At 39.5% G+C, this 21,881-nt stretch carries 23 protein-coding genes; 11 read left to right on the top strand and 12 right to left on the bottom strand.

Features of this window, described 5'->3' with window-relative positions; genetic code table 11:
- The first annotated feature begins 62 nt into the window (after positions 1–62).
- From ACKWCF_RS01805 to ACKWCF_RS01815, 3 genes are all read left to right on the top strand, one after another.
- Complete coding sequence (locus tag ACKWCF_RS01805; RefSeq protein WP_409478981.1) at positions 63–479, top strand: MepB family protein; 417 nt, start codon at positions 63–65, stop codon at positions 477–479.
- 240 nt (positions 480–719) lie between these two features.
- The gene (locus ACKWCF_RS01810) at positions 720–905 is read left to right on the top strand and encodes a hypothetical protein (RefSeq protein WP_409478982.1); all 186 of its coding nucleotides are present in this window, start codon (positions 720–722) and stop codon (positions 903–905) included.
- A 57-nt stretch (positions 906–962) separates the two neighbouring features.
- Positions 963–1,889, top strand: a complete 927-nt coding sequence (locus ACKWCF_RS01815; protein WP_409478983.1) for a lipid II:glycine glycyltransferase FemX — start codon at positions 963–965, stop codon at positions 1,887–1,889.
- Between the two features lie 4 nt (positions 1,890–1,893).
- Here the strand turns inward: ACKWCF_RS01815 and ACKWCF_RS01820 are convergent, their stop codons facing one another.
- Both ACKWCF_RS01820 and ACKWCF_RS01825 read right to left on the bottom strand, forming a co-directional pair.
- Positions 1,894–2,271 carry a hypothetical protein gene (locus ACKWCF_RS01820; protein ID WP_409478984.1) on the bottom strand — a complete coding sequence of 126 codons (378 nt, stop codon included), beginning with the start codon at positions 2,269–2,271 and terminating at the stop codon, positions 1,894–1,896.
- A 45-nt stretch (positions 2,272–2,316) separates the two neighbouring features.
- Positions 2,317–2,907 (bottom strand): pentapeptide repeat-containing protein, encoded by a 591-nt coding sequence (locus ACKWCF_RS01825; RefSeq protein ID WP_409478985.1) that lies wholly within the window; start codon positions 2,905–2,907, stop codon positions 2,317–2,319.
- 204 nt (positions 2,908–3,111) lie between these two features.
- Between ACKWCF_RS01825 and ACKWCF_RS01830 the strand changes: the two genes are divergently transcribed.
- The 3 genes from ACKWCF_RS01830 to ACKWCF_RS01840 are packed head-to-tail and all read left to right on the top strand — an operon-like array spanning position 3,112 to position 6,178.
- On the top strand, positions 3,112–4,746 hold the full coding sequence (locus ACKWCF_RS01830; protein ID WP_409478986.1) for a hypothetical protein: 1,635 nt from the start codon (positions 3,112–3,114) through the stop codon (positions 4,744–4,746).
- Positions 4,747–4,749: 3 nt separating this feature from the next.
- A complete protein-coding gene (locus tag ACKWCF_RS01835) occupies positions 4,750–5,532 on the top strand; it encodes a hypothetical protein (protein WP_409478987.1) in 783 nt (260 codons plus the stop codon).
- 13 nt (positions 5,533–5,545) lie between these two features.
- On the top strand, positions 5,546–6,178 hold the full coding sequence (locus tag ACKWCF_RS01840; protein WP_409478988.1) for a glutathione S-transferase family protein: 633 nt from the start codon (positions 5,546–5,548) through the stop codon (positions 6,176–6,178).
- A 69-nt stretch (positions 6,179–6,247) separates the two neighbouring features.
- On the opposite strand, the gene ACKWCF_RS01845 is transcribed toward ACKWCF_RS01840, so the two are convergent.
- From ACKWCF_RS01845 to ACKWCF_RS01875, 7 genes are all read right to left on the bottom strand, one after another.
- Entirely contained in the window at positions 6,248–6,973 is a 726-nt protein-coding gene (locus ACKWCF_RS01845; RefSeq protein WP_409478989.1) for a hypothetical protein, read from the bottom strand.
- 97 nt (positions 6,974–7,070) lie between these two features.
- Positions 7,071–7,559: a hypothetical protein gene (locus ACKWCF_RS01850; protein ID WP_409478990.1), complete on the bottom strand. Its 489-nt coding sequence runs from the start codon at positions 7,557–7,559 to the stop codon at positions 7,071–7,073.
- A gap of 23 nt (positions 7,560–7,582) precedes the next feature.
- A complete protein-coding gene (locus tag ACKWCF_RS01855) occupies positions 7,583–8,041 on the bottom strand; it encodes a hypothetical protein (protein ID WP_409478991.1) in 459 nt (152 codons plus the stop codon).
- A 44-nt stretch (positions 8,042–8,085) separates the two neighbouring features.
- Entirely contained in the window at positions 8,086–8,907 is an 822-nt protein-coding gene (locus ACKWCF_RS01860; protein WP_409478992.1) for a metallophosphoesterase family protein, read from the bottom strand.
- A gap of 50 nt (positions 8,908–8,957) precedes the next feature.
- Positions 8,958–10,394, bottom strand: coding sequence for a porin (locus ACKWCF_RS01865; protein WP_409478993.1), 1,437 nt, complete (start codon positions 10,392–10,394; stop codon positions 8,958–8,960).
- The gene (locus tag ACKWCF_RS01870; protein ID WP_409478994.1) at positions 10,395–12,107 is read right to left on the bottom strand and encodes a methyl-accepting chemotaxis protein; all 1,713 of its coding nucleotides are present in this window, start codon (positions 12,105–12,107) and stop codon (positions 10,395–10,397) included.
- A gap of 96 nt (positions 12,108–12,203) precedes the next feature.
- On the bottom strand, positions 12,204–13,028 hold the full coding sequence (locus tag ACKWCF_RS01875) for a chemotaxis protein CheX (protein WP_409478995.1): 825 nt from the start codon (positions 13,026–13,028) through the stop codon (positions 12,204–12,206).
- A gap of 206 nt (positions 13,029–13,234) precedes the next feature.
- Between ACKWCF_RS01875 and ACKWCF_RS01880 the strand changes: the two genes are divergently transcribed.
- Genes ACKWCF_RS01880 through ACKWCF_RS01900 form a run of 5 tightly spaced genes read left to right on the top strand, consistent with a single transcriptional unit; the run spans position 13,235 to position 18,783 of the window.
- On the top strand, positions 13,235–14,839 hold the full coding sequence (locus tag ACKWCF_RS01880) for a chemotaxis protein CheA (RefSeq protein WP_409478996.1): 1,605 nt from the start codon (positions 13,235–13,237) through the stop codon (positions 14,837–14,839).
- Positions 14,836–15,288 carry a chemotaxis protein CheW gene (locus ACKWCF_RS01885; protein ID WP_409478997.1) on the top strand — a complete coding sequence of 151 codons (453 nt, stop codon included), beginning with the start codon at positions 14,836–14,838 and terminating at the stop codon, positions 15,286–15,288. The genes ACKWCF_RS01880 and ACKWCF_RS01885 overlap by 4 nt, the downstream gene beginning before the upstream one ends.
- Positions 15,288–16,997 carry a CheR family methyltransferase gene (locus tag ACKWCF_RS01890; protein WP_409478998.1) on the top strand — a complete coding sequence of 570 codons (1,710 nt, stop codon included), beginning with the start codon at positions 15,288–15,290 and terminating at the stop codon, positions 16,995–16,997. The genes ACKWCF_RS01885 and ACKWCF_RS01890 overlap by 1 nt, the downstream gene beginning before the upstream one ends.
- A complete protein-coding gene (cheB, locus tag ACKWCF_RS01895) occupies positions 16,984–18,039 on the top strand; it encodes a chemotaxis-specific protein-glutamate methyltransferase CheB (RefSeq protein WP_409478999.1) in 1,056 nt (351 codons plus the stop codon). The genes ACKWCF_RS01890 and cheB overlap by 14 nt, the downstream gene beginning before the upstream one ends.
- Before the next feature lie 36 nt (positions 18,040–18,075).
- Positions 18,076–18,783: a response regulator transcription factor gene (locus ACKWCF_RS01900; protein WP_409479000.1), complete on the top strand. Its 708-nt coding sequence runs from the start codon at positions 18,076–18,078 to the stop codon at positions 18,781–18,783.
- Here the strand turns inward: ACKWCF_RS01900 and ACKWCF_RS01905 are convergent.
- The 3 genes from ACKWCF_RS01905 to ACKWCF_RS01915 all read right to left on the bottom strand — a co-directional run bounded on the left by ACKWCF_RS01905 (position 18,760) and on the right by ACKWCF_RS01915 (position 21,820).
- On the bottom strand, positions 18,760–20,535 hold the full coding sequence (locus tag ACKWCF_RS01905) for an ATP-binding protein (RefSeq protein WP_409479001.1): 1,776 nt from the start codon (positions 20,533–20,535) through the stop codon (positions 18,760–18,762). The two genes, ACKWCF_RS01900 and ACKWCF_RS01905, sit on opposite strands and share 24 nt — an antisense overlap.
- Before the next feature lie 65 nt (positions 20,536–20,600).
- Positions 20,601–21,455, bottom strand: a complete 855-nt coding sequence (locus tag ACKWCF_RS01910; RefSeq protein WP_409479002.1) for a hypothetical protein — start codon at positions 21,453–21,455, stop codon at positions 20,601–20,603.
- Complete coding sequence (locus tag ACKWCF_RS01915) at positions 21,452–21,820, bottom strand: response regulator (protein WP_409479003.1); 369 nt, start codon at positions 21,818–21,820, stop codon at positions 21,452–21,454. The genes ACKWCF_RS01910 and ACKWCF_RS01915 overlap by 4 nt, the downstream gene beginning before the upstream one ends.
- Positions 21,821–21,881: the final 61 nt, after the last annotated feature.

Here is a 21,881-nt window from a genome sequence, read left to right on the forward strand (position 1 = left end):
CGAGTTTTAAGTAGTTGTAATGATTAGCTAAATAGTCATTGGCAAAAGGCTTATGGATTGTAATGATTTTAATTGTTATGTCTGAAGAAATTCAAAATCTAAAATTTCATGATGAAGCTGCGGAGTACGAAGGGTGTGAATACACTTTAGGCCATCATAAATTTATTCAAAGAACAGCGAAGCTTACGCCTAAAAAAGACGGGCAGTTTGTGACTCTGTGGAAAAGAAATCAACAAGGTATTACAGCTCCTTTTACAGAAAGTGATGATTTTGATTTTGTCGCGATTCTTTGCCATAAGGGTTCGAAGAGTGGTTGTTTTTTATTTCCGAAAGATATTCTTTCGGAAAAGGGTATTTTGCAGATTTCTGGTAAAAAAGCTTCGGGCAAACGAGGCTTTCGTGTGTATCCTACGTGGGATAAGCCTACGAACAAACAAGCTTTAAATACGCAGAAATGGCAACAAGAATACTTTTCATAACTGATATTTGACAGAGTATCTGAACTACAGGAAAATTTATTTATGTTTAATCATATGCCAATCTATGCACGTTGGTGGTCCGCACTTTTTTTCGTAATGTTTTTCGGGTATTGCATCAAATTATCTTTTGCAGGTAATTCGATAGGTCCAATGATTTATCCGGCGATAGCGTTACTTGTTGGTTACCTTCCGATATATTTCAGATTTTATTTTCCTAACGGTCCGATAAGAGTCATTGTTATGACGATAATTTCTCTGACGTTATTTTATTTATTCTCGGGACCACTGGAGTCATGGGCTACCAATTTTTTATCTTCGCAGTACGAAAGTTTGACCGATACAGGTCAAGTAGGGTTGATAATTCTTGGTGGCATTTTTGATCTATTTGACGGTGGTCAGCCTCCAGTAAATGAAGAACCGCACTAAGTCTAGGTCTGAGTAATCCGGTCCTCAAATCAGCGGCTTTTTTGTTATTATATAACTATGCAATTTGATTGGACCTCTCGTACATTAAAAGAGTGGCGTGGCTATTTAGCACGCGCTAAAAATACGAACTGGATGCAAAGTTGGGCTTATGCCCAAGCGACTTTTGCGACCGAATATTTTAGAACACGTATTGCTCTTATTATCCATGAAGAAAAACCCGTGGCGATGATGAGTGTGCAAGAAATCAAAATCGGGCCTTTGCACTTTGTAAATCTTAAGCGTGGGCCGTTGTGGTTTGAAAAACCAACAGAAGAAATGTTTTTAGAATTTGCGAAAGCGTTTCGTAAAGAGTTTCCAAAGTCTTTGGGGCAGCGTTTGCGCTGGGTTCCTGAATTTGAAATCGAAAAAGAAACTTTAGGTGCGCTCAAAGAAATCGGCTTTAAATTACACCGTCATACTTTTACAACATCATGGATTGATCTTTCGCAAAGTGAAGACGAACTTCGTAAAAATTTACACCAGAAATGGCGTAACTGTTTAAATAAAGCTTTACGTTCACCACTTGAAATCAAGGTTGATCATACCAACCAAAAATTTTCACTTTTTATGGATTATTTTAAACAGCACGTGCGGGTTAAAAAATACCAGGCACCAAGTGAACGTTTTTTACAAATCGAATTTAAAGAATTAAGCCGCCAAGCTGATCAGTATTTTATCTGGGCTTATGTTAATGCAGAACCAGTGGCCGCCATTGCCGTTGTTACACAAGGGCAGACGGCTTGCTATCGTTTAGGTTGGACAACGGATGTGGGTCGTAAATACAACGCACACTATGCTTTGTTATGGCAGGCATTGCTTTTAAGTAAAGAAAAAGGCTTAGCTGCTTTTGATGTCGGTGGATTATTGTTAGATGAACCTTCGGGCTTTAGCCATTTCAAGCTGGGGTTAGGTGGAACTGTAAGCCAGCTTGTGACTTTGAAATAAAAAATTAATTTTTGAAGATACTTTTTCCGTAATAATAATGAGGCTCGACATAGACATCGAAGCTGCACTCAGAATACTGAATACCAATTTCTTTATTATGGGTTGTGTCTTCAGGTTCTGGATTAAAAAGAATCATTTCTGATTCAAAGCTTGCGTCTTTGCAGTTCGGATCACCAAATGAGAAAATCATCACCGGTACTTCGCCTGTGATCAGTTCATTAAAATAAAGGAGGCTTCCAGCTTTTAAAGTTAGGCCTTCAACGAACTCAATATCGTTTGCTAATGAATAAGTATTAGCCGTTTCTAATTGGTCCCAGGTAAGCACGTCGGCCCAAACTGTCGTTGAAAATAAAAAACTAATAAGTAATAAAAATTTTCTCATCTAAAAATCATACGTCGCTTAAATCGAGATACAAGAATTACTGCGTTATTCTTCAAGTTCGATATCTAAACCGTAAAGTAAAAGCATCGCTTCGGGTAAAGAGAACTTCGCTTTTTTAATTTTATTGCTGTCGGGTCGAATCGAATAGTTTTTAGCCTGGCGCAGATCAGCTTTAGTTAGATTGGTATTGGCAAAACGGGCCGCAGTAAAATCAGTTCCGCGTAAATTTGCCTCGCTAAAGTTAGTTTCAGCAAAATCAACCTCGCGGGCGACACAGTTTTGCATTGATGATTTACGTAAATCTAAGCCTGAAAAATTACCGTAATTTAAAGCACAGTTATCCCATGATAAATGCATCAGCGATGTAGCATTGATCCAGTTTACGCCCACAAGTTTACACTCTTTAAACTTCACATCTCTTAAGTCTGAGCTTGTTAATGCGATATTGCTCAGATCACTTTGTTCAAATGTACAGTCTAAGAAGCGACAGCGTTTAAAGCTACTTCCGTTGAAATTTACACGTAAGAAGGTGCAGCCATCAAAAATGCGGTTTTCTAGAGACTGGTTGCGGAAATCCAGTTCTTCAAAGGTGCGGTCAGTAAACTCGTATTCTGTGTTTAAAATATCGTGACTCATAGGGTATCAGCATAGGACTGAGAGCGGCTTAAAGTCAGTAAAAAGACCGCCTTCGACATGGCGGCGAATTGGTTGCTTATGGCTACAAGCTGTGTGCAAGAAACCACTGGTAAGGGGTTAGACACCCATTCCCTTTTTTCAAAGGGAGTTTAGTTTGTTCTGAAAATTGGGTATAACTCTCTGTTAAATTTAGAAGAGGAAAATATGAAACCAACAGCAATGGTTATGCTCGCAAACTTGTTATTAGTGTCTTTTGTTCAAGCCGCAGATACGTCATGGAAAATCAAAAAAACCACGTGGTCTGATGCCGATGAACGTTCTTATTCAGAGTTTGTAACCATTATGGGTAAAGCCGTTGAAAAAAGAGAATGTAAGTCATTTAAAGAATGTATCCAGCATCCAACAAATCCCTATAAAGGGTCTGATTCAGAGCAATTAGATATTCATGTTGATTGCGCCCGTTTAGCCTATGCGCTGCGTGCTTACTTTGCCTGGAAGAACGGTCTGCCATTTTCTCATGTAAGTTTAGTGGTGCCTCGTGCAGAAGCTGATAAGAAAGAAAATTTACGCTATACTAAAAATGGAAATATCGTTTCTACAAGATCAAGCATGCTGTCAGCTAAAGCTAAACTTGCCGATGGTCCGACATATATCACTGGAAAATTAATGAAGTCTGTTTATACAGCGGTGTTTCGCTTAGAAGACGAAACAGAAAACCGTCCGGGTTTAGAATCAGATTTTTATCCTTCAGATATTTCTCGTGAAGCGATTCGCCCAGGTACATCGATCTACGATCCGGCAGGTCACGTCGCTATCGTATATAAAATCACTGACGATGGAAAAATCTATTTCATTGATGCGCATCCAGATAATTCTTTAACAACAGGTATGTACGGCACTAAATTCGTGCGTAGCCGTCCAACGCAAGGGGCTGGTTTTAAAAATTTCAGAAAACAAGAATTAGTCGGTGCTACATTTGATTCTAAGTTAGGTTCTTATGTAGGTGGTAAAATGGCTGTAGCTCCTGTGAATGCCCATAAAGACTATAGCCTTGTGCAAAAGTACGGTACTGATAATAAACCTTTAGCTAATTGGAAAGAAGGCGCATTTATCCTAGCCGGTGTTAAGTTAGATTATTACGATTACCTGCGTGCAAAAATGTCGAAAGGTAATTTAAAAATTAATCCGGTTGAAGAAGTAAAAGCTTTAACGAACGATCTTTGTTCGGCAGCCCAAGACCGCGTTGATTCAGTTCAAGGCGCGATTTCGGCCGGAATTCACAATAAAACTCATCCAGAAAAATTGCCTGTTAACATTTATGGTACAAGCGGTGAGTGGGAAGAGTTCTCAACACCTTCTCGTGATGCGCGTTTTAAAACTTCGTTTAAAGAGTTACGCGACCGCGTCGAGAAAATCTTTAATATGTATCAAAAAGGTGATCCACAAATCGATTACAGCGGCGCGAATATTAAATCGGATATGTTAAATTCATATTGGAAAATCGCTCAGGCTTGTAAAATCGCTTACAAAAAAACTGATGGATCTATTGTAACTTTAAACTTAGAAACTGTTCGTCAAAGATTATTCGCTTTAAGTTTTGACCCATACCACTGCCCAGAGTTGCGTTGGGGCGCTTCAACTGAAGCGGAGTTTAAAGGTTGTAAAGATGATGCAACAAAACGTGAATGGTTTAAACGTGAAGTTTGGTTAAGAAATCAAATCGACCGCGTGTACGATGTGCGTATGGACTATAGCTTATCTGAGCTGACTGGTCCAAAACCAGGAGTTGGGGTGGCGAATCCTCCAGATGTTGATGTGGTTAAATATCTTTCAAATTAAGATATGAGCGATAAGTACAAACAAGACGTCTTAAAAACTATTTTATCTCACTTAGAACCCATGCCAGACATGTTAGCGGCATGGGAGGGCGGATCAGCCGCCACAAAAACCAAAGATCAGTATTCAGATATTGATCTTTGTCTTTTAGCAACAGCGCCTTTACAAGATGTGCTTGATTGTGTGGAAAAATCATTACATTCATTTCATGTTACTGATGTTTGGAAGCAGACCAAATCGGGTTGGGGTGAAGGTATGCTTCAGCGTTTTTTAATGTTGAAGGATGCTCCTAAGCATTTTTTTGTTGATGTGGCTGTGTTTGATTTATCCGCCGTAAAATTAATGAATGATTTTTTAGAAGTTGAACGCCACGGTGATGTGATCGTTCACTTTGATAAAAATAATTTAATTAAGCCAGGCTACACTGACGCTGATGCTCTTTTTAAACGTCAGCAAGTACGCTTAAATGAAATTGCGCAGTCGTTTCCGTTTTATAAAACGCTGGTGTTAAAAGAAATTGATCGTGGTCAGGCTATTGATGCGATGTCTTTTTATCAAACGGGAATGCTTCGCCCGCTGGTTGAAGTTTTAGGTATGATTCATCGCCCTTATAAGTTTGATTTTGGTCTTCGTTATGTGCACAAGCATTTTCCTGCCGATGTGCAGAAAATGGTGCAGGATTTAACGTACGTTTCTGATTTGGCGGATCTGTCAAAAAAAGTTATAAAACTCGAAGAGGTTTTTACTGAAGCTTTAAAAAAAGCTCAGGCGAAAAAGTCTTTAACCTAGTTCGGAGTTTTATATGGTTCTGGTTATTGGTAACAAACGTTATTCAAGTTGGTCATTACGTCCGTGGGTGTTGATGAAGCACTTCGAAATTCCTTTTGAAGAAAAGCTAATTCCTTTAGATCAACCCGACTCTGAAGCTAATCTCTTAAAATACTCTCCTTCAAAAAAAGTTCCGGCCTTAATTGACGGTGAAATCACTGTCTGGGAATCAATGGCCATCATGGAATACTTGAATGAAAAGTATCCTGAAAAGCAAATGTGGCCAGCGAATGTAAAAATGCGTGCTATGGCGCGATCTGTAGCCAATGAAATGCATTCAGGTTTTTCAACAATGAGAAATATCATGTCTCATGATATTCAAAAAATTGTTCCGGGTTTTGATTATACAAAAGCATTAAATGATGTAAATCGTGTGATGGAAATTTGGCTTGATTGTTTGCAAAAATCAGGCGGACCGTTTTTATTTGGAGAATTCACGATTGCTGATGCGATGTTTGCTCCGGTGGTAAATCGTTTTATTACTTACGATGTTAAAGTGGATACGGAATGTGCGAAGTATATGATCGCCATGCGTGAACTACCTGCCCATAAAGCATGGATTGATGCCGGTTTAGTCGAAAAACTGGTTATGCCTAGATATAATTAAAAAAGTAACATGTGAATAACGCTCGGCTATTCACATGCTACCAACAACGGATTTGGGAATTGAAATTAATTAAAAACGAACTGTAGTGGTGCCTGACGTAATTGGTGGAGTTTGGTCAGAACCATTTTGGTCTTGATCTTGATCAGTGTCTTGGTCTTTGTCCTGATCTTTATCTTGGTCCTTATCTTGCGATTGATCCTGGTCTTTGTCTTGATCTTTATTCTGGTCTTGATCTTGATCTGTACGAGGAGTTCCATTAACCGTTTGAACGTAGATGATGGCATCTACAGAATCACAAGCTTCAGTTGAAGCGTATTGACAGTCAGATAAGTTAAAACGAATAGCATTGGCTAACTGTGTCTGCTGATCGACGCTTAAACTAATCGAATTAAACATAGGATCTTGTGTATTGATGGTTTGCATAGCTGTTCCATCAATAGAAACTAATGTGAATAAGAGTTTATAGTTCGCAAAAAATTGCCAGTGGCCAGATTCTGTTTGAATAATATTATCGACAGAAGCTAATAGTTGCGCGCGTTCGTTTAACTGCGGAAAATCTTTGGCGACATCATTTAACGATAAAGGGCCGCGATGGCTCAGATTCTGATTTGCGACGATTTTAAAATCGACGACTTTTGAAGTGCTTTTCACTGTGGTAGATGCAGTGGCTTCAACAATGGCATCAGCTGCGGGACTTCTTTTTTCAGAAAAGCTTTGATTACAAGCTGTAAGTAGAGATGCACAGAGTGACGTCAGAGCAAATATTTTCAGAGCACGTCCATATTGTATGTTCATAATTCCTCCTTTGAATTATTTTGCATTGCTTTAGAACCGATAAAGCAATGCCTATGCCATGGGGCGATGGTCCCCGCGTTAGGAGGCAATTAAGAAATTATTGTACCGAAAGAATTTCGTATTCGAGAGTTCGATTTGGATTTTCAACGATAGCGATATCATCGACGTGTAAACCCAGCAGACTTTCACCTAAAGGTGAACCGCTGGCCACAATTTGAATATTGAGTCCATCAAACTGCACGGTCATGCCGCCGCCTTTGGGAACCAAGAAAATATGCAATGTTTTATTATTGTGACTTACTTCGATCAGTGCTGAAAGTTGAATAGCATCGTCAGGTGTTAAGTTTTTTAATTGCAAAAACTTGTACATTGCAAAAACTTCTTCGACTTCGGCTAAACGTTTACCTTGAGCGCCGGCTAAGTAAGAGGCTTCTAGGCCACGTGTATCGTATTCATTTTCTGGCTTAGATTCTTCGTGAGTTGCATCTTCATAGGTAGCTAAAGCGGCTGCCTTTAACTTTTCAAAAGTTTCTTGCAATTCTTTTTGGATTTGTTGCACTAACGCCGCTTTATCGATCTTTTTCATAAGACCATTAAAGCATAACTTAGTTACAACATCCACTCGAGAATGATTCCGGTCGACATAAAGGTCTGGTCAATTTGCTCACCGGGGTTATTGTATATAATGATAAAAGCTTCATCGATAATCATCGTGAAAATAATGAAACGTAAGTTTTCTTTAATTGTGATTGCGGAGCCCAAATGAAGAGCAAGATGAAGACCGCTTTGTTGGTAGTAGCTGCGATCGGCATAGCGGTGCGGAACCTGTAAAAAATATTTACTGTTATCAAAAGCATAAAAAACATAAGGTCCAAACCGAAGCGGTTCAATGTTAAACTCTTCTATTTGCCAATGCCACCGCGAATAGGCATAGCCAAAATTCAACTGAAAAAAATTTCGGTTATCCATTTCGTAATTGCCAAGGCTTAATTCAAGACTATGATTGTCATCGGCATGATAAGTTGCGCCTGCATGATAATGACCTAAAAAACCGGCATGACCGATCATCGGGTTCCAAAAAGCTAAAGTCTGGCAAGGAAAAAATAAAAGAATTAAAAGCCAGATTTTAGAGTATACCATGATGTTAATCCCGATTGCGGTAAAGAAACAGAAAGGTCATTACCTTGAATTTTTAAAAGTATCCATCCCAGACTTCCGATCCGGGGGGTCTGAACTGTCCACGTGCCACTAACAGAGTAAACTCGTTGACCATCGTTGTGTCCATGAACGGTCAAACGCACTTTGGGATCATTTAGAATTTCACTAAAAATTTCGCCATCGCCATTACTGAATCGTTCAGCATCAGCAAGGCCAATATGGCTAAATATAAGGACCGGCTTGGTCGATGCTGAAACAGTGTCGCGTAACCAGAGAGAATTAAAATGTAATGGAGTTTCCCAATTGTTTGAATTAAAAAAAATAAAACGGTGCGAAGCTGACTCGAAATAAAAATTTAACGGGCCAAAAATTTGTTCAAATAAAAATAAGCCTGCGCCGATAGTATCGTGGTTGCCAGGAACGCTAAATTTGGGTCGTCTAATTTCTTCGTAGGCCTTAGCGAAGTGATCATACTCCATATTTGTTCCCTTATTGGTAGCGTCACCAAGATTAACGACAAAATCTACAAAAGGTGTGCGATTGATATGGCTGATCGTATTTCGTAATTTGCGATAGTTTTGGTGACTATCGGCAAATACAGCAATCACCATTTGGGTATCGGCATCAATGTCCGAAAGTGCCGCAATATTTAAATTGTTCAAATCGCGTTCGTCACGCAGTATGTGAGAAGAGTAGGGTGAGTCGCGAAGGGGAGCGCATCTAATCGCGATAAAAATCAGTAAACAACTAATGATTAAGCGAACGAGTTTTTGCATGTATTTCTACAGTGCAAAAACTCTTCCGGTTAATTTCGAGGCAAAATGCCTTAGAAATTATTTTGAATAGCGAAAATAATTAAAGAACCTTTTTGATCAGCGCTACTTGAGTAGCTGCCGTTGTTTCCGCGCATATTGAATAACTGCGTGTGGTTTAATTGGAATTTTAAATTCTGTTTTGAAAGAAAATAATTTACACCCACAGTAGCGGCAGAACTTTTAAAGCTGCTTGATACGTTTGGCTGTAACGACTCGTAACGAGTAGCCACTTGCCATTTATCAGATAGTTTGTAACCCGCATCAACCATATACGTCGTTGCGCGCACAGAACTGATATTTGAATTGACGTATTCAGCACGCAAACTTAAGTCTGAGTAAGTCCAACCTAAATTCACACCATAGCGGTTTAAGTCGTAACAAATAGCTTCTTTACATAAAGCAAAAGTTCCAACATTAAAACCCCACGGTAAAGTCGCTTCTAAACGGCCTGTGTAGTCTTTACGATCATTTTTTTCATCTACATTTGGACCTTGACCGTTCGACACTGCTACCGAGGCTTTGATTTTGTCGTATTTATACGAAAGCATTGCACCTGGGTCACGGCGTTCACCATAAGTTCGTGATAGTAAAGCTTTTTCAGCAAATAAAGTTTCAGTGGTTGCTTGCATACTTTCAGCTGTTGTTGGCAACTTAAATTGGCCTAACGTTAATTCCAGATCGGGAGCTAATTTTAGTGCGATACCCATATCTTGAAGAATTTTGCTATCGCCATCAGTATTAATGCCAGTGACATTAGTTTTTGTTGAAGGCGAAGAAGTAACTACTGAAGTCGTTGTCGTTGCTAAACTTTTTGCAAAGTCAGCCACTAAGAACCAACGTGTATTTTCAGCACTTGATCCTGTTAATTTTAATTCTGCACGGCGCACGCGAAAATTTTTATCCGCAGCGGTAGCATATTGTGTTTGGTCTTCTACATACCAAAATTGAATCAAAGCATTGTTTTTCCAAGTCGGTACAAAATCAGACTTAACTTCAACAACTTGAGCCGGAGCTGATACCGGAGCTGGTGCAGCTGCAGGAGTCGCCGCCAAAGTTTGTGGAGCTGAAGCAGCGGCAGTTGTTGCCGAAACACTGACTGGAGCCGGGGATTCAGTGGCTACTTTGCGGGGAGCAGGCTCTGATTTTTCAGAAAATTGTACGTCGCCATTTACATCCCAAATAGAAGTATTTTGACCAACGTAGTGTTTTAATTTTGTTTTAAAAACCCATTTGTCAGCTTCAATAGTCGCTGTCGCTGAACTACCGTTGCATGAAATTTTTGGTTTTTTAGTCGTTGTAACACCACAATTTTTTAAATTGAAATCTACGCGAAGGTTTTTGCAGGAATCGCCGGCGACATAAGCCACCGCGCAATGTTTTTCAGGTTTGGCACTTGCTGGAAGAGCAAATGCCAGGCCTAGGAACGTTAAAGTCACTAATTGTTTCATTTAGTCATCACCGCTAGCTTTTAGATCATGGTATGACGGAACGTCTAAACCATTTTTCTTAGGTTTAAAGTTAACAACTTTATTCGATTGTTTAGGTTCTGTTTTACGAGGCGCATAGCTTGGTTGGTTTGCAGGTGCTTGGTTTAAACCATAGATGATAGACTGCATTTCGCTCACTAACGATGTTAATGATTCTGCTTGTGCCGCTAATTCCACAGAAGCCGAAGCTGATGTTTGCGAAATCGAAGCATTTTGCTGGGTAACAGTGTCCATTTGTGACATAGCTTTTGTGATTTCTTGAATACCGATTGATTGCTCTTTCGATGAACTAGAAATTTCAACAACCATAGAGCTTACATCAGAAGCTTCAGCTACGATTTGTTCTAAGATTTCGCCACATTGAGTAGCGATATTATGACCACGCTCAACTTTGTCTTTACCAACAAGAATTAAACTTTCAACGCGCTCTTTTGTTTCAGCCACGATGTGATTAACTTTTTTGATACTTTCTTCTAAAGTGCTAGAAATTTCTTGAGCTGCATTACCGCTCATTTGCGCTAAGTTGCCAACTTCTTCAGCAACAACTGAGAAGCCCTTACCGTGTTCACCAGCGCGGGCTGCTTCAACTGAAGCATTGAACGATAAAAGTTTCGTTTGGAATACGATATCTTTGATCACTGTTGTCTTAGCGCCAATATCCATAATCACGCGTGTGATTTCGGCGATATTTTTATTTGATTCTTCAACAGCATTCATAATTTGGTTGTTACTTTCGTTGATATCAGAAATAGCTGACATCATTTCAGTCACAACAGTACGGCCTTTTTGCGCCACTTGTTGGCTAACCGATGCTTTATCACGAGATTTTTCAGCGTTATCAGAGTTTTTAGAAACCATGGCTGATAATTCTTCTACCGCAGATGAAGTTTCTTGAACGGCTGCCGCTTGTTCAGAAGCAGAGCTTGACAAGCTTTCGCTACCGGTCGCAATTTCAGTTGCTGCTGAATTTAATTGTGTCGCACCTTCAACTAAGTTTTTCGACACAGAAACTAAACTATTCGAAAGACCACGGGCAAAGATGATACCCATAGCTAATGATAAAATAAAACCAGCGGCGACTATCAAAATAGCTAACATTGATTGGGCTTTGCTTGTATCGTCTGCATCTTTAGTCCATTTAGCAGCTTCATCTTGATGAAATTTTAAAAGCACTTTCGTTTGATCATAAAAATTGTTACGAATTTTATTGAATTCACCGCGGTATGAGTTGGCGAACTCCATACGGTCCGCTGGAGAACCTGACATTAACAGAGGTATAGAGTCATCAACTTTTTTTAGTACAGCCTGGTAGCTGTCTATGAAAGCATCAAAGACTTCTTTTTCGCCTTGAACAAATGGGATTGCATCGTAAGTAGTTTTGGCCTCGGTAAATCTTTGTTTTTCTTCATCAAGACGCGCAACTAATCTTTTGAGTTCTTTTTCGTCATTACCAGGTAAAGTCATTTGTGTTAATAAGCGCAAGACTGAATTGCCGGCAAAGCGCATGGTTCCCACGTTGACCGCATTGGGAAAATTTACGTGTATGACGTGGTCATAATGGTCACTTGTGAGGTTAAGTGCGTTTACGGCAACGGCACCTACAATAAGAAGTAGAGTAGAACTAATCGCAGACATAGCAATTAGTTTTGCTTTCAGGCCAAATTTTTTAAACATACGTGCTCCTTTAGAGTGTTTTGAATTTTGATTTAATGTCAGTTTTAATATCGGTAAATTTTTTTATTAAAAAGTTAAGAGATTATGAAGCAAGGTCTAGGGATCAAATGAAATTTCGACTCGAAATAAGCCAAAATCTGTTTTAAACGGCAAGACAATGATCTTTTGGTAAGTGGTTTGGCGAATTTTAATTTTTTCCCCGGAAAGAATTGTGGGTAAAGCGGGCGCTAATTTGTAGTTGCATTGCTCGTTAAGTTTAGTTTTTGCGCTTCCGTAGATGATATTTAATAATTCGCCGGCAGCATCTTCGATTTCTTCATTAATTTTTTCTACGACTTCACCGCACATCGATTCATAAATTTTAAGAAATACAGTTTCAGGAAAAGCTAAAGTAATAGAACCGCTGAATTGTTCAGTATTTAAAGAAATAACACCGGCAATCGCGATGTCGTCAGATCTGGATTTATCATCGAGATTAATTAATTGCGGTTTTTGGGCTTCACACTTGGTATTGGCTTGACCTTCGAGTGTCATCAGTGTGGCTTCTAAAAAAGGGTTAATCATCTGCACATCAAGGCCAGACTTTTTAGAGCCGGTGGTTTTTTTAAGGTAAGCTTCGAAATCAGCTGTGACATTCAGAGCGTCTGAAATTCCAGCCATTTTAAATTGTTGGCCTAAATCGAAGTTGAGGTTGTGGCTAACAAGACCTCGACCTGCTTTGCGAATTTGCTGCGTAACAGATAAAAGAAAACGGTACGTTGTCGGTTTGCAACTGACAGTTTTGTTAAAGTTAAAAGCGTAGAGCTCGACATTAGCCGCTAGCCAATCTTTCGCTTTGGTTTGCAAAAGATCAGAAAAATCAGTGTCCAAATGCTCTGGAAACTCAATAGACATGATTGGACCGTTAATCACAGTATTCATCGTTTACGTGCCTCAAGTAGATTTCATAATTTCCATCAAACATGTCGGTTAGAAAAAATCTATTGAATGATAGCTCTTCTGCTAAGTACCTGAAAGGATACGGCAAATTTCAATTATGAAGAAATTGTGAAGTTTAATTATTAAGAGAGTGTGAAACGAAGGCCGGGTCAGTTTAATTTTTTCGCAGTCACGTCGATCATTGAGTAATGGAAGATAATGAAATAAAACTATGTTTCTTAGAAGAAGGCGAGCAAGTCATTGAAGAAATGGAAACTTTGCTCTTAGATCTCGAACAGGCCTCTGATAAAAAAGAAACTTTTGATGGAATATTTCGTACAGTTCACAACGTAAAAGGTAGTGCCAGAGCGGTTGGCTTTGATGCATTAGGTGCCTTTTGCCATGAATTAGAAACTTATTTGTTAGTTTACAAAAACGGTGAGCAAGAAGTAACGAGAGAAGTTATCAATCGTCTTTTAAAATCGCGCGATATTATTGCGGCGGCTTTTAATGTTTATAAAAAAGATTTAAATGCTGTTTTTGATTTTAATGCAGACTTCGATGCTGATGGATCGGGTGATGACGAAGCGCCAATAGAGCCTAGTGGCCCTGGCTTAGTTGTTGGCAAAAAAGCAACTAACAGCAACGACGGATCAGTGCGCGTAAATCTTCAACGTGTAGATAAATTAATTAACGCCGTTGGTGAGTTAGTCGTTTTAGATTCTGTGTTACGCCAACAATCCATCAAAGCGATGGAGCAAACAATCTTAAAAACCGTTGAACAGGCCAGCAAAATTATCAGAGAAGTGCAGGATCTTTCGATGAGTCTGCGTATGGTTCCTGTCAAACCACTGGTGCAAAAGTTACAACGTATTAGCCGTGACACTTCAACAGCTGTTGAAAAAAGTGTTGATTTCCGCGTTGTCGGTGAAGATCTTGAAATTGATAAAACGATTCTTGATAGTATCAGCGATCCATTAGTTCATATCGTAAGAAATGCGATTGACCATGGTATTGAATGCCCTGAAGAGCGTGCTGTGCGAGGAAAGCCTGTTGCGGGATTTCTTGAGCTTAGTTTTTCGCAAGAAGGTGGCAAACTTGTTATTCGTCTTAGAGATGACGGTAAAGGTTTAGACCAGCAGCGTATCGTCGCTAAAGCCCTTGAAAAAGACCTTATTAAAACTGGCGAAGGCATGAGTGAGCAGCAAATCTTTGATTTAATTTTTGCTCCAGGCTTTTCAACAAAAGCTGCTGTGACTGAAGTATCAGGCCGCGGTGTAGGTATGGACGTTGTTCGTACCAGTGTTGAAGCGTTAAGTGGTCAAATCGACATTGCTTCTACACTTCATAAAGGCACAGAGTTTACGATTTCGTTACCTCTGACAGTGGCCATTATGGAAGGCATGGTTGTAAAAACTACGAAAGAAAATTTTATTATTCCGTTCACGCAAGTTTCTGAAACAGTAAAAATCACTGATGACGGTCTGAAAAAAGGTCCAGAGTCAGGAACATTGTTAAATCTGCGTGGTCGTTATTTGCCGGTGTATTCATTGCGTGAATTACTAGGTGATAAAAAAGCTGAAAAGAAAAACGGTATCGGCATTATTGCCAAATCCTCACGGATCGATTTTATCGTTCTCGTGGACGATGTCGTTGGTCAGCAACAAATCGTCGTAAAACCATTGGGTGCAGAATTGGCCGGATACAAACGTTTTATCGGAAGTGGCGTGTTAGGCGACGGAAAACCCGCGCTTATTTTAGATTTAGCACAATTAGCAGATGAAGAATTAAAAAGAGTAAAGGATGTAGGATGAAAGACTCTCAAAAGTTTTTAAGTTTTATGGTTGGCAGTGAAAGTTTCGCAGTGCCGTTATTAAAAGTTCGTGAAGTTATTGGTATGCCAGAAGTGACGGCGATTCCACAAGCTCCTGCGCATGTTGTGGGAATTATTAATTTACGTGGTCAAATTATTACTATTTTTGACTTACGCTCACGCTTAGGTTCGGGAACAAAGGGCGAACAGCCCACGGTGATTATCTGTGAAATGCCATTTGGTCAAATGGGTATGATCGTTGACATGGTTTCAAGTGTATTATCGGCTGAAGCAGAACAAATTTCTGAAGTTCCTCCGGGATCACGTGCTGCAAATCACGATTTTATTACAAACATTTATTCACAAGATGATGAATTAATCCTGATGTTAGATGTAGAAAAAGTGATTGGCCGCGATATTAAAGTCACACAGGCTGCGAGTGCAGCTTAATGAAAGACAATAGGTCGGCTATCATGATGTTGGCCTCTGAGGTTTCAGAGGTCTCTGGTGTTCAGTTGGGTGATAAACAACAGGACATGGTTGTGCAGCGTCTGCGCCGCAGAATGACTTTGCTGGGATTAAAAAACGAAGCTGAGTACATAGCGTATTATCAAAATAATCGCGAGGATGAATTTCGCGAATTAATTTCTTTATTCACGACACATCACACTTATTTTTTTCGTGAATTTAAGCACTTTGAAATTTTAAAACAGCAAACACTTCCCCAGTTAATTCCGCTGGTTCGTAAAAGAGCGGATAAAACGCTTCATCTTTGGTCGGCGGCTTGTAGCCGTGGTCACGAGGTGTATTCGTTGGCGATCTTTATTGAGCTTTGCTTAAAAGAGATGGCGCCAGATTTAACTTATCAAATTCATGGAACAGACATTGATGCAATCTCAGTTGAGTTTGCTAAAAACGGTGTTTTTCCAAAAAAAGAAACAGATTCTGTTCCGTTAGCTTACCAAACAGGAAATTTTATTCGTGGTCGTGGCCAATATTCTGACTACACGCGCGTGCATCAAAGAATTCATGATCGCTGTTCATTCGACGTGGCTAATCTGGTGGATGCTAAAACTTGGCCGAAACAAAATTTTGATATAATTTTCTGCCGTAATGTTTTTATCTATTTTACGGGTAACGATATGGAAAAAACAGCGCGCAACTTTCAAAAAAGATTAAATGAAGGTGGCGCTTTATTTTTAGGTCTTACAGAAACGTTAAATGGCCTAAATGTTAATTTAAAATTAACGGGGCCTTCAGTTTACAGCTTACCAAAAGACAAAGCCGCAACGCCACACCTTTCAGTTGTGCCAAACACAGTGTCAGCTCCAGGTCCGGCATTTGTGGCTTCACAGCCTAAAGAAGTTGTACGTCGCGTACTTTGTGTAGATGACTCGCCGACGATTCTGGCATTATTAAAACAGATGTTTACTAAAGCTGACGGCTTTACAGTTGCTGATACAGCGGCAAACGGCCAAGAAGCTTTGGAAAAAATTAAAAACAATAAATACGATTTAATTACTTTAGACATTCATATGCCGATCATGAATGGAGTTGAATTTTTAAAAAACAGCCAAAATTTAAATCGCCCGCCGGTGATTGTGATCAGTTCGGTAGACCGTCAGGAGCAAAGCTTAGCTCTTGAAGCTTTAAAATTAGGGGCTAAAGATTACGTTGAAAAGCCAAGTTTAAAAACTTTTGATTCAAGTCGTGAAGAAATCTTATTTAAGGCGCGCACTTTAGCGGTTGAAAATAAATCGACAGATTTCAATCATTCATTAGATAAAGTTTTCGGTGGTAAAGAAATCGCAGCTAAAGCTACAGGCCAAGTAGCGGTTCTTCATGCGCCAAATGATTTAGCCAGAGCTCAATCGTATGTAACAAGTAATGCTTCAGCTTTATTGCAAAATAAAGTTTTATCATTTCAAGGTTTTTTATTGCCGTTAGAATTAAAAACTTCTGATGCTATTGTGGTGTTAAGTTTATTTCCATCACATGTGCTTGAGCAGATCAAAAAAACCGGTAAAAAAGTTTATCTTTTAGAAGACGTGTACGGCAGTGGAAAAACTGCTTTGATTAAAGATTTTGAATTGTATCCCATGGCAAGTCTTGGCTATGCGGTAAGCCGATATGTTAGGGAACAAAATGATAAAAAGTAAAATCAAAACGTTAATTGTTGATGATTCAGTAACAATCAGAAAAGTGATTCGTCATCTTTTAGAATCTGACCCGCGTTTTGAAGTTGTCGCTGAGGCCGCTAATCCGACAGAGGCGATGAAAGAAATTCGTTTAAAGACGATTGATTTAATCACGATGGATTTGCATTTACCGCAAAAGACCGGTGCAGACTTGATTAAAGAATATATGGTTATTCGCCCGATTCCGACCGTGGTGATTAGTTCATTAAGCCCTGAAGAATCGCATTTAGTTTTAGAAAGCTTAGAAAATGGGGCTGTTGATTACATTCAAAAGCCCGATCAAAAAACGATTCTGGCTAAACGGGTAGAAATTTTGGATCGTTTATATCAAGCTTCTCAAGCGAAATCTGTTGTCCAGAAAAAACAGCAAGTTAAGCAAGCGGCAACTTTAGCTCATTGCCAGCAAAGTTTATTGGTGATTGGAGCCTCAACGGGTGGAACTGAAGCGATTAAAACTGTCCTAGAGCAGGTGGGCTCAAAAATTCCGCCGACACTTATTGTTCAACATATCCCGCAATTTTTCAGTGAGGCTTTTGCTCAGCGTTTGAACAAACTATTTCCGTTTGAAGTGAAAGAAGCCAAAAACGGAGACCGCGTTCAAGAAAACCGCGTGCTTATCGCGCCCGGCGGAATGCAAATGAAACTGATGAAAAAAGGAAAAGAGTATTTCGTAGCGATTGAAGATGCTCCTCCTGTTAACCGCCATAAACCATCAGTGGATTTTTTATTTGATTCAGTTAAACGTGAATATGACTGCTCTAAAGTAGTCGGCGTACTTTTAACGGGCATGGGTGCCGATGGTGCCGAAGGTTTATTGAAATTAAAAACAGGTGGCGCCTATACCATTGCACAGGATGAACAAACTTCTGTTGTATTTGGAATGCCGCGTGAAGCGATTAAGCGTAACGCAGCAGTTAAAGTGTGCGGCCTACACGAAATGGGAAGCAATATTCACCATGGTTTTACGGCTCTGCTGAGTCCAAAAAAGGGCCAGGCGAGTTGAATTTTTTTTAACCGCATCTTAATCTTAAGAAATAAGATGAATAGAAAAAAACTTTTAATTTTAGATGATGATGTTCGACTTTGTGAGATCTTAGCTCAAGGTTTATCAAATGAATTCGATGTGACTCTTACGCACGATCCGGACATCGCGTATAGAATCATTATGCGTTCTCCGCCAGATATTATTCTTCTTGATGTGCATTTAGGTGTTGGCTGCGGTATCGAACTTTGCAAAAAGTTACGCGCGAACCAATTAGCTAAAAATATTCCGATTCTTATGCTTACGGGCCATGGCAATACTGACAGAATGTTACAGTCTTACGATGGCGGCGCTGATGACTATATTGAAAAGCCTGCAGATTTAGTGATTATCAAAACCCGATTGTTAGCGCGTCTTCGCCGTATGCAAGAGCTTTCTACTTCTGGCGAAACTTTTGGTAACTTAAGATTACACCCAGAGCGCCTTGAAGTTGAACTAGATGGCAAAGGCCAACGTTTAAGTGAGATTGAATTTAGCTTACTTAGAATTTTTCTAACTCATCCGAATAAAAAAATTACCCGCGATGAAATTCTAAAAACAATCTGGAATGACACGCGCGTTGAAGAACGCACCGTTGATGTGCATATCAGTTCACTTCGCAGAAAACTGAAAGACTTCAATCATCACATTAAAGCGTTATATGGCAGCGGCTATATCTTACGCCCTGTTGAGAAAAAAAGATTATTTAAAGCCTTGGAAGCGTAGAGTAATCTCTGCGCCTTTATCCACTATCGATTCCACCTGAAGAGCGCCCCCATAGACAGCCATAAAATCGCGGGCAATGAGTAGACCACTTCCAGTTCCCATTTCACCTTTAGTACCTACTTGGCGAATATCCACTTCATCATCGAAAATGCGGTCTAACAGCTGGTGCGGAATACCCACGCCTTCATCTTTAATTTTTAATTCAATCGTTGATGGTTCTTGAAATGATGCCACAATATGAATGTTTTTTCCGTCATGAGAAAACTTGCAAGCATTACTTATTAAGTTCGACAGAACTTGGTGAGTTAAACTGGTTTTTTCAGCGACGACTTGCAGATTGTCTTCAACGTTTACAACAATCAATAAACTTTTTCTTTTAATTTCAGGTTGATACATTTCAATCACTTCATTGATTGATTTTTTTAAGTTCACCGGAACTAAATTTAAAATGTGTTTTCCACGCACTAAAAAACTATTTTTTGCATTCTCAATAATGTCTGATTGTTCTTGGGCTGCCTGCAAAATACGGTCGACATTTTTCGTAGTGTTTGGGTCGTTTGCATTTTCTTTTAACACCTGCGCCGTAGTTTTCACTAACTGAGTCGTATTTGAAAGATCGTGTGAAAGGGTGCGAAGCAGGGTTTTAATAACTTTACTTTCTTCACCTTGGGCTTGGGCAAAACCTACTTTAAGTGTAAGTTTTTGCAGTTTTTGAAAAATAACTGTGTTTAGAATTAAACCCTCAAGGGTTCTTCCGAAAATAGCGAAATAACCAAAAAACCAAAAGCCTTCAATGACTCCGGCACGATAGCCTGCCCAGATTAAGTTACACACAATGGCTACACTCCAGGCTGTAGCAATTTGTTCAGCCCACAAACGCTTTTTCCAGATAAAATAAACCAAAGAAACGCTTGTTAAAAACATCGTGCTAAAAACGGCTGGAGTAAAAATTTTCCACGCCAATACTTGTGTTTCAGGAAAGAAACTTAAAAAGATAATGCCGACGATGGCTGCCAGGAAAATCATGTAAATTAAATTTAAACGCGGATGACGTTTTTTAATTTCAAAAAAAGCACGAATAAAAAGTAAATCGAAAAAAACCGTTAAGATCAGCACCGGAAAAACTAAAGTTGAACCGGTAAAAACAATATCACTTGGGCGGTAAGCATCCCAGATACCACGGTTAATAGTAATAGAAGCTAAAAGATTTAAATAAAATAAGGCATAAATCAAAAAACTGGGCTCTTTGAACGAGCTGAAAAAAATAAGCGCCAGTAAGGCCACGACAAGATAAACTCCGGTAGAAAGGCCGATAAAGTGAACCAAAAAAATCGTGGCCTTGTTGAAGTAGCTTTGTTTCATGAAATAAAATTCATTATTAATGCCACTAGCGCCAGGAACAACTTTTAAAAAATAAATACGATTTTTAAATTCGCTTTTTTTAACCGGAAAAGTGTATTGTAAAGTCGGCATAGGGTAGCCCCAATATTCTACGCCTTGATCATGGGTGATAAAGCCTTCCATTGACAGGGCTGTTTCATTTGATCCGGTAAAAAGAACGGCATCTTGTTCCCAGGTTTGTAATTTTTCAGGAACAGCAATTTTTAACCAAATAACTTTGGCTGTCGGTGGAATTGTTTTTTTCTCAGAGGAGGCAAACGGCTGGTTTCTGACAGATTCAATTGTTTGAGTCCCATTTTCATCTGCAAAATATTCTACATTAGCAATACGTAGGTAACTATCGGTGGACATCTTAGCCAATAAAAAGCTGCACACGATGGTCAGCGCGGTCCAAAGAATAGGGTAAAACCAACGCATTAGTCGTCCTTTTTGCCGTAATTATTAATCGAGCCAAAAGCCTGACGAATAATATCCATTGAGTTCATTGACTCTTGAACTTGCTGACGAGCAATTTTTTTCTGTTGTTCGCTTAAGACCTGCATGAGATCGCGCAGGCGGTAAGTTGTTCGGCTTAAAAGTTCGCTGGCCTGCTTTTGCGAAATTTTTTCTTCGCGCAGTAAGTCTGTTAATAAATCTAAAGACTGTAAAGGTGTGTTTGTCAGGTCACGCAAGGCCATCGCGACTTCGGCAAAATCGCGTAAACTTTTTTCTTTGGTTTGTGATTCAATCAAATTGGCATGCAGCTTCAATGTGCTGATACGGTGATGTAAAACTAAAAAAGCAACCAAGGCATAACACATGGTAATCCATGGCTCATAATGTCCAGAAGCATGAATGATTTCAGGAGAAAAAAGTAAAACTTGGATAGGCGGGATAAGTAAGCAAAAGCTCAGTAAAATGTAACCTGCATAATGCGGAAAAGGGGCTAAGAGAGCAACAATCACCGCCATCACTTTATAAGTACCGAAATAAGAGATAGGTAGATTTTTTTGGGCTGCAATTGTTGCCGTTTGGCTGCTAGGCATTAGTACACATAAGGCCATAAATGCGTTAAGTATCACACAGTACTTGGCTTTAAGACGTGGAAGTTTACTAGTTACAAAAAATGAAAAAGTCACAGCGATTAAAGCTAAATACCATAACCAAGTGATGGGTAGTTTCGCGTTGATACGAACAATCAAAGCCAAAGGTAAAAGACATAACGTTACCACGGCAAAATAGCGGGTCGATCGCGCCGCTAACTGATTGTCTAGAGCCAGCGGGTTATTCATGAGGCTGACTCAATTAAGGCGCGAAAATCTTGTGGCGGAATAGGTTTTTCCAGTACGCGGGCATCCTCAAAAATTGCAGCCTGTCTGGCTTCGTCGGAATCTTTGGTATGACCGGTCAAAAAGAAAACAGGTTTATTGTAACCTTGGCTTTTTAGCCAACGGTAAGCTTGAATTCCAGAGGGCTGGTTCACACCCAAATTGATATCTAAAAAAGCCATTTTGCTTTTTAGAATTTCTTCGATTTGGCTTTGCATGCTTTCGATACTTGAACAGGTGATCGCTTCGCAATTACACGCAGCCTGTACGAATACTTTCATGACATCGAGATATTCCTCGCTATCGTCCAAAAAAAATATTGATCGCATGTAGTTTGCCCCTCTATTTGCGCAGTTATTTAATCATGGAAATAACGTATTGCAAACACAT

Source organism: Pseudobdellovibrio sp. HCB154 (genome assembly GCF_046267985.1).
Lineage (GTDB): Bacteria > Bdellovibrionota > Bdellovibrionia > Bdellovibrionales > Bdellovibrionaceae > Pseudobdellovibrio.